This window comes from Pseudomonas flavescens, assembly GCF_013408425.1.
In the GTDB taxonomy this organism is placed as follows: domain Bacteria; phylum Pseudomonadota; class Gammaproteobacteria; order Pseudomonadales; family Pseudomonadaceae; genus Aquipseudomonas; species Aquipseudomonas fulva_A.
This window is the reverse complement of record NZ_JACBYV010000001.1, coordinates 1,898,795-1,913,968: the sequence shown is the minus strand read 5'-3', so window position 1 is coordinate 1,913,968 and position 15,174 is coordinate 1,898,795. Positions and strand designations below refer to the sequence as shown.

Genomic DNA, 15,174 nt, shown 5'->3' with positions numbered 1-15,174 from the left:
GGTAGGACTTTCGAACAGCTCGATATGCTGAGGCATAAGTTTTAACCGCTGATGCCAAATACGAGGTCATTTATCTCCCCCTAGGGATAAGATTTTAGTCATGTTTGAAACCGAGGCGTCGCCGGTGTCTACAGCAACGCCTTGGATTTCCACCCATGCATGTGAGAGGAAATCATAACGCTGATACCCAATATTCAATTCCGGTTGTAAACCTTCTCGCCGTAGAAGTAAGTACAGCGCAATCGATGCCTCCATGCATTTACATCTAAAAGGTAGAGCAGGAGCTACAAACTTAATTGCGGCTAAAATCCTGTTTGCATGATCCATCTGGCACTGCCTGTCGATCTCTTTTGACTGTGGATAGACTTTGTAATTCCGGCAAGCCTGTAAACACCCATGAAATCCTTTTCTTTTTAATAAGTATACTGAGGAGCAGAGTGCTAGGGCTGCTTTGAACAATGTTTTGAGGGAATGACGAGTAATCGAGTTTTCGTAAGTGCCAGAACTCCAGTCTAGCAAACCCGCGCCGCCCTCTTTAGTTGAGTTTGGCTTAAGGCACTCACCCTCCGCGAGCTGGAGTATTTTTTCCAATACTAACTGCCGCACGAATGAGTCAGTTATTCCGCTAGTCATTGAGACGCTAAGCGCCGTTGTCTGGTCTTGATCAAGAAGTATGTATCGATCATTGATTTCATCAAGGATCGTGACTTCCCCGTTCAAGTGTGAGTGATGGACGTAACGTGCAAAGCGTAATGTGTTCATGATTGACCTAGCTTTTTCAGCAATAACTCAGCCGTTATGATCCTCATTACAAAGCTATTAAGGCCACCGACCCCTCTAGAACTAGCCTCAACATCAGTCAACAGTGCTGAGGTATTTAGTATTTTCCGTCTTGCTAGATAGCCCTGCTCTATAAGAGACTTGATCTGAAGCTTTCTTTCTCGAAGCGCAACTTGGTACGCTCCTGTCACATGACCTTTTTGGATCCTTTTTATCGGGTAACTCCATTTTTTTTCAATCGCATCCCGATACTGCTTTCTACGAACTTGGCTATCGAACGACCGTTCAATGCATAGGTTTGCGCCATATCTGATCATCGACTTTCCAACGAAAGGGAAGTGGACGTTTGTATAGCGATCTACAACCGACGAAACTGCAACTTGAGCTACCGCTTCCTCCAAGTGATCTATTCTTTCTTGATAGAGGCTGCATGGAATCTCTATTTTGGGAAGCAAAGATGGTTCAAGGAGGTATCTCTTAACCGATGCATCGAATGCATTCTGTTCTAGGCGTTTTCGATTCATTGTGGTAAATAAGTTGAGGCCTTCCATTCGAGCCATGTTTTTCGCAGTTCGAATTGCCTCTAAAGGCCGTAATTCTTTAAGTAGTTGTGATATGACCCTTACTGGTATGCGCTCACCGAAAACATGGTCCCCGCCATGACCATCGAAAACGATGTGATTTCCGCCCGTCACATTTTCAATTCTTCTCCGCTCGTATTCGTAGAACGAGATAGAAGCATAGCGAGAGCTTAAAATCGGTAACGCATTAATTTCTATCTCTCGAAATATATGCGTCGGGAGTAGGTCCAATATCATGTGAGGTATCTTTAGCTCACGACACATTAGTGATGCGTTTTCAATATCTTCGTTGCAAGAGCTGTTCAAAGATCTATATGTAACGGCCAATATTTTACTTGGGGCGACCATCGACAGTAATGAGAGCAAAATGCCCATCGAATCTAACCCCCCGCTAAAACGAACCACGTACCGCGTAGCGATATCGGAGTTTTGAATGCTCGCCTCTATGTTTTTGAATAGTAGGTCTGCCGGATCATCATCATTAGTTGGGGGGGTTAACCACGCGTCTTGAAACTTTATGCTTTGATCGTGAAATTCAGATGTAAGTGGGCTCACAACAGTCCCAGTTGGTCTCAATAACATGTTTTTGTCAAAAGACAAATTCTGGAATTTTGGGCCAAGAAAAATTGCAGATAATAGCCTTGACAGCGACATGTCTGCAGGGGAGCCTAAATATTTATCTTCTGCTTCAAACCAAAAATTATCATTTTTGCAATAAAGCATCGGCTCATTTAGACAACTTTTAACTGTCGTCATTTTCCGTCCTTAGAAACTTGAGTCGTCATGGATCAGAAGGGTGACGCACGTTTGAGTGCGTCACCAAACTTGCTAGCCCCAGCAGGGAAGGGGAACGCCGCAGCCTGGAGAGCGCCATACTACCCAAGACCCCTCAATAATCGAGCCACCTCCAGATCCATTCGTAACCTTCGAAGCTGATAGAATTAGAAGCTTGGAACCGTTAGTCGCGTCTACTTTCTTCACCTCGGTAGATACTTGTTTCATGAAAAATATCCTCAGTAAGTTGTGTGTCGCGTCAATGCGACAATCTAAATCTAGATGAGAATCGATAGCATTCAACTATTGAATGTAACAAAGCATGTCAGAGGTTGGTCTTAGATTTGGCCTAATGCATGTCTTGCGAGCGTCGAGCTTGGTGTAGCTTCTAACCTACGTTCATTTGTTCTATCAAAATAGATACCTCACCGTGCCACGCCTTTTGATCTATAACCTTACGCGGCGCGGCCAGGATCAGTACGGCAGTGGCTGGCGCCTAGTGACCTTGCTCGTCGCGAACTAGCAGGGAGGAGTCAAAGGCGAGAGTAAGCTGCGATATGATCGTTCTCCAGTTGCTCGGGCGGAATTGCCCGGAACCGGCACAAGCACGGTGCAGCGCAGCAGTCAGGGGGCGACAGCCGGCCCTGCCGCAAGCGCGCGAAGCGCGAGCAGCCCTTGACGGCGAGAACGCCGTGATAGGGTCAGAGGAAACAGCAAGACCGTTATTCCACCGATCTCACAGGCGCCACCAGCAAGCGCAGCGCGCAGGCTTTACCCAGCCAAAACGCACAAGGCGTATTGGCGAGCAGCAGGCATGCCCCACGGCATGCATCCACAAAATCGCGAACGCGGCAGGCGAGCGCTCGACTTGCCGCAGCCCACGGCGGGCTGGCAGGTCGTTGCCAGCAAACGTCCAGCGCTGAGCTAACGAAGCGCGGGCATGTCCGGTGCCCATGCCACACACTCCGCTAGTCCAGAACCTGCCTTTCCGGCGTGAGAACAGACCGATCGAACAGCCATCTGACATCGACTGAGGGTCAGCCGTGACAGCACGCCTCGAGCACAGGCTCTGCCTTCCTCTGAACTATGTAGTCACCAGACGTACATCGGATCTCCGGCTGAGTGCTGTCTTGGTTCGACCGCAGGCGCTGATGGATGCGACTCAGGAAGCCCACCTCAAAAGCGCGCCTTTCAATGGCTCGTGGCAGCAGATCACGCTCTGCGATCATCGCTGCCCAGAGCCAGCCGCTACGGGAACAGTCGAGCCAAGTCTGGGCCAGCTTTACGCCCTGGTAGAACGCATCACTGCAGTCAGCGGCCCACTGAATCTCCATGCCAAGGTGACCATCGTGAGGCGGCAGACATGTGGTGAAGACCTTACTCATCCCGCACCTCCTCGCGCCTCAGAAAGCGCGCGGCGATACAGAACGACCATCTCGTCCAGCAGATCCAGAGCAGAGTAGGCCGTGATGCGCACACGCAGATTCTCCGGCTGCAGCCCTTCGGGCTCAGCCAACTGATCCAGCAGATTGCCGAGCATCACTGCTCGCATCTCGGCGGCGGCTTCAGACGGTAGGGAAGAGCGTTCAGATTCATGCAGCGGACTGGGCCGCAGCGGAAAGGGTATTACACAGGGTTCGAGCTCAGCCATGGCGCACCTCCTGATCAGAGGCGAACAGCAAGACCGAAAGCCCAAGGCGGAGCTCTTGGGTAAAAAAGGGGTAGTGCATTTTCCTTATGCTCCTTCATGAAGTTAAGGAGCCGCTTGCCATTCGCTACCACACGAATGGAGGCGGACCGTGCAAGGGTGGTAGACCGACCCACGAAGGAATGTCGGCCAGGCCGAAGCCTGCCTCACACGGCCCGCCATAACTGCACAAGAAATCGCAGACATTGAAGTCTGGTTCTCGTTATGACGCTGCCGCGTCCTCGTGTGAATCGGGCTACCACACCCGGTCGTGGGATTTACCACGACCGGGGCAGTCTAGCTCGTGGGTTTTAGGAGGGCAACATGCTGGGGCGTAGTAGCGCGCAAGCTGGTCGAGGGGTGGCCAGCTCTCCAAAGGAGGTCGCTTTCGGCCAATAGCTACCCTTCGATGACGCCTGTTTTCCCGGCCCATCCAGCTTGCTCCAGTGGGCAGAACTCCGTAACGCAGCTAGATCTGAGCAATGTGACTGTACGCGCCTGTGCCTTCAGCATCGGACTAATAGCTTTTATAGCGATTAAATCTATCTGTGATGGATTAACTGATTGCGCATCGTCTCCCGCTATTCGTATTGTGTAGCGCAACACGATACGGAGCCACGCTATGACTGAGATATCCCCTGAGCATCCTGGTTCCTATATCCGTCGAGAAGTGCTTCCTCCCGAGATGACGGTCAAGAAGGCTGCAGAAATTCTTGGGGTCGGCAGGCCGGCGCTATCCAACCTTCTGAATGGAAAAGCGGCGCTCTCTGCGGAAATGGCGCTCCGCATTGAAAAGGCATTCGGCACCAGCTCGAAAGAGCTTCAAGCGCTTCAGACACAGTATGACCAAGGTGTGATGCGCTCATCTGAAAAGGCAATCGCTGTCAGAGCCTATGTGCCTGATTTCCTTTCCATTACTGCATCACAGATTGATGCATGGGCCGATCGTATAGACACGCGATCGGTGCTGGCGGTTCTGATTCGTCGTTTAGTAACCAGTACGACTTCAGACCTCTTGAGTATCAACTTTCCTGCATATGACAGCTCGCAGCGCCATGGCTGGGATGGAGAGACCGACAGCAGCGTTGCATCACCGTGGGTGCCGAAAGGCACTTCTGGCTGGGAGTTCGGCTGTAACAAGAATCCGGCGTCAAAAGCGGAAGAAGATTACAAGGCTCGCACTGAGAGCATTCCGGCAAGCGAGCAGCGAAAGATGACATTTGTCTTCGTCACGCCTAGGAACTGGCCTGGTGGAAAGGCGTGGGCCAAAGGGAAGGTGGCGAACGGCAAGTGGAAGGATGTTCGGGTAATAGATGCGGGAGATTTGGAGCAATGGCTGGAGCAGTCTGTCTCCGCGCAGGCATGGCTGGCAGAGCAGCTTGCTTTAAATCCAGATGGCATACAAAGCATGGAAGCTACTTGGCGGTCTTGGGCGGCGGTCACGACGCCAAACCTAAGTCCTCGCCTCTTCGACAAGTATCTCCAGCAGTCGATGCCGAATTTAAGTGAGTGGCTCAGATCTAATCCAGATAGACCTTTTTTGATCACAGCAAACTCGATCGAAGAGGGGCTGGCTTTCGTTGCATGTGCATTCGCCGAGCTTCCGACTGGTATTTCGTATGATCGAACGCAGGCTTTGGTATTGCGCACCTCTGAAGCATTCGCGCGAGTGACCAGAGCCTCTTCGCAGTTCGTGGTAGTTATCGCCGATAGTGATGTAGAACTTGCTTCTGCCGGCATCCATTCGAAGCAGCATACGATCATTGTCAGAACGAAGAGCGCGTCAGTAGAGCAGCCAGATGTTGCTTTAGATCTCGTTGATGATGAGAGTTTCAAGGCTGCAATTCTTGAAATGGGTTTCGATGCTGGCAAGGTCGACCAGCTGGCCCGGGAGTCTGCTCAATCGCCCGTGGTTCTTCGACGTCGTTTGGCTGAAATTCCGCAGATCAAGACCCCTCCGTGGGCACATTTAGCTAAGGCGCGGCAACTAGTCCCGATCGCTTTAGCAGGGGTCTGGAGCGCTGACAGTGATGCTGACCGTGTGATCATGTCGGCATTGACCGGAGATAGAAAGATATATGCCGAGATAGAGGCTGATCTGATTGAACTGCTCAACACCGAGCAAGCACCAGTTTGGTCAATTGGGCGCCACCGAGGTGTTGTGTCGAAGGTTGATGCTTTGTTTGCAATTCATGCTTTCATCAGTGCCGAGGACTTAGATCACTTCTTCTTCACTGCGGAGTACGTGTTGAGTGAAGATGATCCTACATTGGACCTTCCTGAGAGTGAGCGATGGACTGCCGGCCTGTATGGTAAGACTCGATCCCACTCCGGTGTACTGCGCGAAGGTGTGTGTGAAACACTGGTCATACTTGCAGTGCATGGCAACACCTTCTTCAAAGCTCGACTGGGAATCAACGTAGAGGCCAAAGTTCATCAGTTGATCCGCAGCCTGCTCACGCCGTATAGAGCTAGAACGTGGGAAGCGCACTCACATGACTTGCCTCGCTATGCCGAGGCTGCTCCAGATACGTTCCTCGACATTCTAGAAACTGATCTAGAAAACCTAGAGCCGCAGGTTTTGAAGCTGCTCAGGCCCGTTGAAAGTGGCCCCTTTGGCGGTGGGTGCCCCCGTTCAGGACTTTTATGGGCATTGGAGCGCGTTGCTTGGGATTCCGATCGAATGACACGCGTTGCCTTGCTCCTCGCGCAACTATCGCAGTTACCAATCACCGACAATTGGAGCAATAAGCCAGAAAACTCCCTGGAGGCTTTGTTTCGCTCTTGGATGCCACAGACTTCAGCACCGCTTGAACAGCGGTTGACTGTCCTAGGACTGATCGTCCTTCGCTTCCCAGATGTGGGGTGGCGTCTATGTATGAGCCAGCTAGACCGGACGTCCACGCTAGGGTTTCACAGTGATAAGCCACAATGGCGGAAGGATGCGATTGGCTTTGGGGAACCGGTCTCTAGGGGGGAAATGGCGGGGACAGAACGCCGTGCGCTGGATCTGGCAATCCAATGGGCGGCGCATACAGAAAAGACGCTGGGGGATTTAATTAGAATCCTCGAAAGTCTATCGGAAGAAGATCAGCTTTCCATCTGGCTGCAAATTGAAGAGTGGATTGAGACTTCTCCGAACGATGTTGCTAAAGCTCGCCTTAGAGAGACTATTAGGCGCTATGCGTTCACTCGGCTAGGCCGCAAAAGAAAACTTTCTGCATTGGTACTCAATAAATCGCGAGATCTCTCAGCGCGCCTAGAGCCCGCTGATGTTGTGGTTAGACATCAGTGGTTGTTTGCCAAGCATTGGGTCGAAGAGTCGTATGAAGACCTGGAGAAGGAAGACTTCGACTTCCGCAAACGGGACGAGCGGATAACCAGGCAAAGGCTTGATGCTATGCAGGAAGTATGGGATGCGAGGGGCCTGGATGGAATCATTGAGCTTAGCGAGGGCGGGGAGGCTAGCTTCGTCGTCGGGATGCTACTTCCTCGCGAAGCTGTAACGGAGCAAAAGTGTTTACCAATCGTGGAGAAAGTGCTTTCGTGCATGCTCTCTAGTCAGTCCCGGAAGTGCGGATTTTTACTGTCGGGATTCTTGCACGGACTGGAGCCTAGTTTGTGCCAATCGGTACTGGCAGCTCTGTGTATGCGTTGGGCAGTCGGTTCGGATGATGAGCGCGAGCTCTTATTGGGGGCGTTCATTAACGCACCGTTTAGGTCTGGCACTTGGACGTTGGTTGCGGAATGCCCTGAGCCTGTGCGCTTTGCGTATTGGTCCTCTGTTACTCCAGAGTGGGGGCGGCGCAGTCTGGATGAAACTAGTGAGATGATTGATTGCCTACTGGGAGCGCGCCGTCCCCGGGCAGCGATTAACGCAGTACATCTGGACTGGAAGGTGGTAACTACTGATCGGCTACTTCGGCTTCTCAGAGATGCGATTTCGAATAGCGTTGAGCCCAGTGATCAGTTTCAATTGAATGGGCATGATCTCTCGGTCGCGATGACAGAGCTTTCCTCCCGGGAAGGGGTATCGCCTGATGAGCTCGCGCAACTGGAGTTCTTTTATCTCCGCGCACTTGATCATTCAGAGTACGGCATTCCTAATCTCGAGCGACAAATGGCTGCATCACCAATGTTTTTTGCTCAATTGGTCGCTTTCTTATATCGCCGTTCCGACGATGGGGTGGATCCTTCTGAGTGGGGAACGAATGGCGAGAATTCACAGGATCTTTCGACGCAGGCCTATCACCTCCTCGGTCGGGTAAGGCGTATTCCGGGTGGCGATGACAATGGACAAATTGATGGCGACGCTCTTCTGGCCTGGATTCGGGAGGCCCGAGGCATCCTTCAGGTGAACGCCCGAGCAGACATCGGAGATCACGTAATCGGAGAGCTTCTTGCCAAGTCGCCGGCTGACCCTGATGGCCTCTGGCCGTGCGGTGCGGTGAGACAAGTGCTCGAAGTGCTTGCGTCTAAGGCGATTGCTAAAGGGATGGTCTTAGGAGTGCGGAACGGGAGAGGTGTTCACTGGCGTGGAGACGGTGGAGATCAAGAGCGTGGTCTGGCTTCCAAGTATCGCAATTGGGCTTATCAGGTTCGGTCATCCTATCCGTTTGTTGCTCGACTCCTAGAAAGCATCGCTGAACAATACGACTATGAGGCAGAGGCAGAGGACACGGATGCCCAGGTTCGGCGGCGGCTCAGGCGCTGATTCGAACCTGCGGGCTTCCCCCTCGAAAAGGATGTCCGCTTTTGGCCGAGGCTGTGTAAAAACGTTTTTTGAGCGCGTCAGATACTCCAAACCAGACTGGAAATCGCGCTTCTACGCGAAATCCACATCTGCAGACGTGCCGATAAATTTCAGATTTAATGTAGACGCGCACACTTCAATTTTGGCGAAGCGTTTTTACACACTCTGGGCCGGTAGCAGCCCTTCGCTAGCGTCTCTTTCCGGCCCAATTGCTGCCGCATCAATGGGCGCCTGCCCGAGTCACACAAGATGACTGGGGCAGACCATAATGGGTCTCTGGCCGAGGCCAAGTAAAGAGTTCTGAAACCCAAAGGAGCTTCAATGCATCTGGTAATGCTCGATACATGCGTATGGCTTGATATTTCATGCCAGAAATCAGAGCTGCCAATGCTCACGGCGATAGAACATCTAGTCGAGGATGGCGTTATCAAGATCCTGCTGCCCGACTTGGTACGGACTGAGTACGAGCGAAATAAAGACAGGGTGATCGAGGTCACACGCAAACGCCTCGCGAACGAATTCAGGGTGGTTAAAGGTGTCATTGAGTCGTTCGGCGGCGACGGAAGAGACGTAGCGCTTCAGACGTTGGATGACGTGAATCACCGTCTGCCAATACTTTCAGAAGCTACGGAGGGCACGGTTAAGCGCGTCCTTAGGTTATTCGACACAGCTTTAGTTGTAGCAATAACTGATAAGGCAAAAATTAAAGCAGCTGAGCGTGCAATCGCGAAGAAGGCTCCGTTCCACAAGCAAAAAAATAGTGTTGCCGACGCGGTGCTTATTGAGGCATTCCAAGAGTATCGGATAAATCACGCAGATGAGTACGACTCCTTTCGGTTCGTCACCCATAACGTCAATGATTTTTCAGCTAAAGACCACCGCTTACATCACGAAGATTTTGCAGAAATCTTTGATGACCAAACCCATTTCTATAATTCCACAAGCCAGGCCGTAGAGGATCTGCTAGACCTCGAAGAGTTCCACTATGAGTACGACTGGGCTTGGGAGGATCAGACACGCGGCCTACAAGAGATCTTGGGGGCAATGGACGAGCTGGTCGATAAAGTTTGGTACAACAGGCATATGAACCGCGCTCACTACATTGAGCAAGGAACTATCAATCTCATCCCAGATGGAGTTGAGCATAATTCCAATGGTGAGATTCACCAACACATCTGGAAAGGTGCATTGGCCGCAGCTGAGAGGGTGAGAAATCAGTACGAGGACACTGGCCCTTGGGACGATTTTGAGTGGGGCATGCTCAACGGCAAGCTTTCCGCTCTCCGCTGGGTACTAGGAGATGAATGGGACATGCTCGACACCTAAAGCACCACCTCGACTCAAAACAGCGGGTCGCGATAGGCAATAACTGGCCACAAGGAGCCGTCTGTACCAGACCTCATGCACTACCTACCGTACGCCGCTACGCTTCACTCTGAACTGGACGGTGTGCTTTGGGATAGGTGGTGCCGATGCCATATACGAGGCATTGATCGGCAGATTGCCTAGCGGCCGACTCACTTACTGATTAAAAGCACGAAGGATGAACGAAGTGCTAAAGCCAATCCAAAAAGAGCCAAGTGTTAACGAAAGCGAAAGGATTCTCGCCTCCATTGCAAGAAATACATTTTTCAGTCTGTGGTGTTATCCAAGTTTATTTCGCTCCGTAGGCAAAGGTAAAGAACTAACAGACCTCACTATTTATTTTAATGGAACTCTTATCCTATTTTCTGATAAAGGGCATGTTAAATTCCAGGCTCACAATGAAATAAAACTAGCATGGAGCCGATGGTATAGAGCTGCAGTAAAGGAATCAGCGAAGCAGCTGCATGGTGCTGAGAGCTTTGTAAGAAACCACCCTGATAAAATTTTCCTCAACAGGGAGCTAGAAGACCCTTTCCCATTTGACCTTACGAGCTCTGAATTAAAGATCCATCTGATTGCCGTCACTAGAGGTATCGGTGATCATGCCAAGCATTTTTTTGACTCCATCAAACCTGGCAGCAGCGGCACACTTGGCTACTACTACCAAGTTCCCGAGAAGATATTGCTCGATAAACCATTCTTTGTAGGAGATGTAGACCAAGAGAAGACCTTTGTGCATGTGCTTGATGAAAGCGGAATAAAACTTTTGCTTGAAGAGTTATGCACTCCTACGGACTTCATTCGATACTTAGAGGCAAAGGAAAAGGCCATCCGCGACAAAAGCTTCTTGTATAGCGCTGGTGAGGAAGAAACACTCGCTTTCTATCTCCAAGAAGATGGCGGCTATGGCTACGGAGATATTTCAAATCCCCCTGAAAATCAAGGAAATTTCTTCAGCATCCCGGAGTGGGAGTGGCGACACTACAGGCAGACAGTAGATTATGCTCTTCGGTACGGTCATAAACAGAAAGCGAAGCTTTGGAATGAACTTATAGCTCGTTTTTCCGACGCCATAGCAGACGCGTGCGTAGGCGAAGCTAGCGACCTTCCCTTTCTAACTCATTCAAGTGCAGTACAAGTTCTCGCTTCAGAGAACCTTTACTCAAGTAGCCTTCTAGCCTCTGCTCTGTTTGAGAAATTCGAAAATGTAACTAAAGGTACTCGCTCTGCGAGGACAGTTCCGTCCATGAGCAAACCTGGAAGGATATATATTTTCATATTCTTCCCTTGGAATGAAAGTCATGGCTCTTATGATGAATACAGAAAGGAGCGAAGCGCCTGTATGCAACTGTATGCCTCTGTTGCTCGCTACAAATTCCAGGGCGCCAAAGAGATATTGCTTTTAGGAGCTGATACAAAGGGGCGCGGGGGTAGCTCTGAGACCATTCTCGCTATTGATGCATCTGTTCCGCTGACGAGCGATGAGAGGGTTATGTCTCAAAAAATCATGAGCACCTATCAAATCCTCGACAATGTTTCCGAGAGGCGAATTAAGACATCCCACTCCATCAAGGACGTGGGGCGAAATGATCCTTGCCCATGCGGGTCGGAAAAGAAATATAAAAAGTGCTGCTTGAATTCAGGCACGCTGTGAAAATGTCCGGGACAAGCTCCCCACATACCCATCGACTGTCCCCTATCACCAGAGGCTGCTCCTGGCCCAGAGTGTGTAAAAACGCCCGGACATACCCTTGCTATGATTTCTGAGAACTTCATCGCAAGGGAAGCCCATGAAACGGTTTATCCAGGGTGAGCACCGAGGGCAAAGCACCTTACTTCCCGAGAGCCTTGACGACTACGTCAGCGATACCAACCCGGTACGGGTGGTTGATGTCTTCGTCGATGAACTCAACTTGGCCACTCTGGGTTTTGATGGCGTCATTCCAGCCGAAACCGGCAGACCGGCATACCACCCTGCGATCCTCCTGAAGATCTATATCTACGGTTACGTGAACCGCATCCAATCGAGCCGGCGGCTTGAACGAGAAGCCCAGCGCACTGTCGAGCTGATGTGGCTAACCAGGCGTTTGATGCTCGATTTCAAAACCATCGCCAACTTCCGCAAAGACAACAACAAGATCCTTCGCGGGGGCTGCCGCCAGTTCGTTATGCTCTGCCAGCAGTTTGGCCTTTTCGGAGAAAATCTGGTCGCCATCGACGGCAGCAAATTTAAGGCGGTTAACAATCGTGACCGCAACTTCACCAGCGCCAAACTCAAGCGGCGGATGGAAGACATTGAGTCGAGCATCAGCCGTTACCTGGCCGCACTTGATGCGGCTGACCGGCAGCGCCAACAGCCTCTGTCCCAGACGCTACTAGCCTGGCGGAGAAAATCGAGAAGCTTAAAACTCAAATGAAATAGCTTCAGCTGATCGAATCTCAGCTCAACGATTCGCCATTCCCGTTCGATGATGACGCGTGGCAACTGAATTGTCGGCTACGACGTGCATACGGCGATCAATACACTGCACCATTTGATCGTTGCCCACGAGGTCACGAACGCCGGTTCATACCGCGACCAGCTCAGCTCCATGGCGAAGCAGGCAGTAAAAGCCATCGGCTCCAAAACGCTATAAAATCGCGAAGGCGGCAGGCGCGCTCGCGACTTGCCCGCAGCTCACTGCGGGCGGCAGATTACTGCCAGCAGCTTTGCTGAGCTAGCGAAGCGCGTGTAAACCTAATGCCTAGGCCACGCCCTCCGCCAGTCCAGAACCTACCTTCATCCAAGCAGACTGATCGAACACAACTCTCAGTCGACTTAAGGTTAGCCGTGGTAACACGCCTCGACCACAAGCTCTGCCTTCTTCTGAACAATGTAATTACCAGACGTACATCGGATCTCCGGCGGAGTGCTGTCTCGGTTCGACCGCAGGCGCTGATGGATGCGACTCAGGAAGCCCACCTCAAACGCGCGCCTCTCAATGGCCCAAGGCAGCAGATCGCGCTCTGCGATCATCGCTGCCCAGAGCCAGCCGCTACGGGAACAGTCGAGCCAGGTCTGAGCGAGCTTAACCTCCTGATCGAATGCTTCCCTGCAGTCAGCTGCCCAGAGGATCTCCGTGCCCGGGTGACCATCGTGAGGCTGCAGATACGTAGTGACGCCCTTGCTCATCCCGCACCTCCTCGCGCTTCAGAAAGCGCGCGGCGATACAGAACGACCATCTCGTCCAGCAGACCCAGAGCCGAGTAAGCTGTGATGCGCGCGCGCAGATTCTCCGACTGCAAGCCTTCGGGCTCAGCCAGTTGATCCAGCAGATTACCGAGCATCACTGCTCGCATCTCAGCAGCGGCTTCAGACGGTAGGGGAGAGCGTTCAGATTCATGCAGCGGACTGGGCCGCAGCGGAAAAGGTATTACACAGGGTTCGAGCTCAGCCATGGCGCACCTCCTGATCAGAGGCGAACAGCAAGACCGAAAGCCCAAGGCGGAGCTCTTGGGTAAAAAGGGGGTAGTGCATTTTCCTTATGCTCCTTGGACAGGTTAAGGAGCCGCCTACCAGCCTTCTCACGAGCATAGGAGGCGGACCGTGCAAGGGTGAGAAACCGGCGTCCAAGGGAACCGGCCAGGCAAAAGCCTGCCTTACACGGCCCGCCATAGATATGCAGAAGCGCAATGGTCAACCATCAGCTTTGCACTATGACGCTACCGCGCCTTGGACAACGAACGGGTTCTCACGCCCGGTCGTGGGATTTACCACGACGTGAGCACTCTAGCCCGCGGGTTTCAGGATGGCAACATACTGGGGGGTAGTTGTTTTGTGTGCCGGCTAGAGAAACAGCACGCAGCGGTATTCAGCGGAACCTTCGCTGAATGACTAGGTTTGAGGAGACCACCAATATATTTGCGTCATCAAGAGTGATGAGGGTGAGCTTAACGTAGCCTGACCTCTACAAAGATGCGAATCCCCGGAGCGAGTCGGTAGTTGAAGGATGCACGCGAAATGCTGACCTATCGCAGCAATCAAGTGCGCTGGGCAAACGCACTCCATACGCTGAAGGCGTTTGAGTCGTTCGGAGTCTCGCTCGTGGCCGCGACCGGCCAGCGGGGGGACTGGAGCTGCGATTCATCAGCCGGACTTGGCGGCGATCGCCTTGAGCTTCGACTCAAGGAAGTCAATCTGCTCGATGTCACCAGGGTAGGACTGCTGCAGTATTTTCAGGGCTTTTGCATAGGAGGCACTCGCTTTAGGCGTATCGCCCTGAGCCTCATATACCCGTGCCAGGTTGGTGTAGCGCAACACCACTTTCGGGTGGTTCTCACCGAAGGTGGCGAGGTCACTGTTCAGCGCCTTGTTCAGCAATCGCTCCGCCTCGTCGTACCTGCCCTGGCCGCGCAAGGCGTCGCCCACATTGTTCCAGCGGGCCGCAATGGTTGGGTGCTCTGGCCCGTACAGGCGCAGATCGATATCCAACGCTTGCTCAAAAAGCGGCAGAGAGCGCTCATAGTCGCCCTTCAGGTTGTAGGCGTTACCTAGGTTATTTACCGCGACGGCAACCAAGTGATCATCCGGCCCGAGCAAACGCTCTCTTAAGGTCAGATTTTTATTCAAGTATTCGAATGCCTCGTCATAGCGACCCAATCGACTAAGCGTCGTGCCGATGTTGTTGTAGCTATCGGCAGTGCGGAGATCCTTTTCGCCAAAAGCGGCCAGACGCATCTCCAGTGATTTCCTGTGGTAGCCCAGCGCTGCCTCGAAGTTGCGCTGGCGCTCGCTGAAGTAACCGAGGTTATTCCAGTAGTCGGACTGCTGAGCGATCGTTACCTGCCCATTCCTGCGAGAGGCTTCAAGGGCCTGTAAGACCAGGCGGATTGCCGTCTCGTCATCTCCCAGAACGGATACTGACAGCGCCTTGATATTCAAGGCCTGGCTGTCATCCGGCTGCTTTTCCAGCACCCTGTCTGCCTCTTGGATCGATGCCTGATATTGCTCCGCTTCAAAAAGGCTCACCGCTTTGTCAACTGAGCCGGCCATAGCGGCCTGGAAGCCGAACACCATGAAGAGCAATGACCAGGGAAGCAGCTTGTCTCGAGTGCGCATAGGGGGTCTCGTGGCGTGAGGAGACAGATTATCGCCGAAGCGAGGATCGGTACATCTCGATAACTGCAGAAGCCACTAGAGTTCTGGAGCTCCTGAGTTTGTAGCGGCAGCGTGAGGCTACCGACCTGCGCTCAAG

General features: G+C 52.2%; 10 protein-coding genes and 1 pseudogene. 4 read left to right on the top strand and 7 right to left on the bottom strand.

All coding sequences use genetic code 11. From position 1 onward, the window contains the following. Positions 1-66 precede the first annotated feature (66 nt). The 4 genes from FHR27_RS08355 to FHR27_RS08340 all read right to left on the bottom strand — a co-directional run bounded on the left by FHR27_RS08355 (position 67) and on the right by FHR27_RS08340 (position 3,786). On the bottom strand, positions 67-762 hold the full coding sequence (locus FHR27_RS08355; protein WP_179538298.1) for a lasso peptide biosynthesis B2 protein: 696 nt from the start codon (positions 760-762) through the stop codon (positions 67-69). Then, positions 759-2,117, bottom strand: coding sequence for a hypothetical protein (locus FHR27_RS08350; protein WP_179538297.1), 1,359 nt, complete (start codon positions 2,115-2,117; stop codon positions 759-761). The genes FHR27_RS08355 and FHR27_RS08350 overlap by 4 nt, the downstream gene beginning before the upstream one ends. Before the next feature lie 1,055 nt (positions 2,118-3,172). Continuing rightward, entirely contained in the window at positions 3,173-3,520 is a 348-nt protein-coding gene (locus tag FHR27_RS08345; protein ID WP_179538296.1) for a LasR-specific antiactivator QslA, read from the bottom strand. Then, entirely contained in the window at positions 3,517-3,786 is a 270-nt protein-coding gene (locus FHR27_RS08340) for a hypothetical protein (protein ID WP_179538295.1), read from the bottom strand. Before FHR27_RS08340 ends, FHR27_RS08345 begins: the two co-directional genes overlap by 4 nt. A gap of 658 nt (positions 3,787-4,444) precedes the next feature. On the opposite strand from FHR27_RS08340, the gene FHR27_RS08335 reads away from it, so the two are divergent. The 4 genes and pseudogenes from FHR27_RS08335 to FHR27_RS08320 form a co-directional block, all read left to right on the top strand. Beyond that, positions 4,445-8,536, top strand: coding sequence for a HigA family addiction module antitoxin (locus tag FHR27_RS08335; RefSeq protein ID WP_179538294.1), 4,092 nt, complete (start codon positions 4,445-4,447; stop codon positions 8,534-8,536). Between the two features lie 360 nt (positions 8,537-8,896). Continuing rightward, a complete protein-coding gene (locus FHR27_RS08330) occupies positions 8,897-9,901 on the top strand; it encodes a PIN domain-containing protein (protein ID WP_179538293.1) in 1,005 nt (334 codons plus the stop codon). A gap of 217 nt (positions 9,902-10,118) precedes the next feature. Further along, positions 10,119-11,594, top strand: a complete 1,476-nt coding sequence (locus FHR27_RS08325) for a YecA family protein (RefSeq protein WP_218878464.1) — start codon at positions 10,119-10,121, stop codon at positions 11,592-11,594. A 136-nt stretch (positions 11,595-11,730) separates the two neighbouring features. Beyond that, positions 11,731-12,573, top strand: a pseudogene (locus tag FHR27_RS08320) (transposase); the annotation flags it as partial. A 191-nt stretch (positions 12,574-12,764) separates the two neighbouring features. Here the strand turns inward: FHR27_RS08320 and FHR27_RS08315 are convergent. From FHR27_RS08315 to FHR27_RS08305, 3 genes are all read right to left on the bottom strand, one after another. Next, positions 12,765-13,112, bottom strand: a complete 348-nt coding sequence (locus FHR27_RS08315) for a LasR-specific antiactivator QslA (RefSeq protein ID WP_179538292.1) — start codon at positions 13,110-13,112, stop codon at positions 12,765-12,767. Then, positions 13,109-13,378 (bottom strand): hypothetical protein, encoded by a 270-nt coding sequence (locus tag FHR27_RS08310; RefSeq protein ID WP_179538291.1) that lies wholly within the window; start codon positions 13,376-13,378, stop codon positions 13,109-13,111. The genes FHR27_RS08315 and FHR27_RS08310 overlap by 4 nt, the downstream gene beginning before the upstream one ends. Before the next feature lie 688 nt (positions 13,379-14,066). Further along, positions 14,067-15,038: a tetratricopeptide repeat protein gene (locus tag FHR27_RS08305; protein ID WP_179538290.1), complete on the bottom strand. Its 972-nt coding sequence runs from the start codon at positions 15,036-15,038 to the stop codon at positions 14,067-14,069. Between the last annotated feature and the right edge of the window lie 136 nt (positions 15,039-15,174).

What these genes read in the sequence shown, in the direction of transcription:
- FHR27_RS08355 (WP_179538298.1), bottom strand. Translation starts at nt 762, where the DNA reads ATGAACACATTACGCTTTGCACGTTACGTCCATCACTCACACTTGAAC.
- FHR27_RS08350 (WP_179538297.1), bottom strand. Translation starts at nt 2,117, where the DNA reads ATGACGACAGTTAAAAGTTGTCTAAATGAGCCGATGCTTTATTGCAAA.
- FHR27_RS08345 (WP_179538296.1), bottom strand. Translation starts at nt 3,520, where the DNA reads ATGAGTAAGGTCTTCACCACATGTCTGCCGCCTCACGATGGTCACCTT.
- FHR27_RS08340 (WP_179538295.1), bottom strand. Translation starts at nt 3,786, where the DNA reads ATGGCTGAGCTCGAACCCTGTGTAATACCCTTTCCGCTGCGGCCCAGT.
- FHR27_RS08335 (WP_179538294.1), top strand. Translation starts at nt 4,445, where the DNA reads ATGACTGAGATATCCCCTGAGCATCCTGGTTCCTATATCCGTCGAGAA.
- FHR27_RS08330 (WP_179538293.1), top strand. Translation starts at nt 8,897, where the DNA reads ATGCATCTGGTAATGCTCGATACATGCGTATGGCTTGATATTTCATGC.
- FHR27_RS08325 (WP_218878464.1), top strand. Translation starts at nt 10,119, where the DNA reads ATGAACGAAGTGCTAAAGCCAATCCAAAAAGAGCCAAGTGTTAACGAA.
- FHR27_RS08315 (WP_179538292.1), bottom strand. Translation starts at nt 13,112, where the DNA reads ATGAGCAAGGGCGTCACTACGTATCTGCAGCCTCACGATGGTCACCCG.
- FHR27_RS08310 (WP_179538291.1), bottom strand. Translation starts at nt 13,378, where the DNA reads ATGGCTGAGCTCGAACCCTGTGTAATACCTTTTCCGCTGCGGCCCAGT.
- FHR27_RS08305 (WP_179538290.1), bottom strand. Translation starts at nt 15,038, where the DNA reads ATGCGCACTCGAGACAAGCTGCTTCCCTGGTCATTGCTCTTCATGGTG.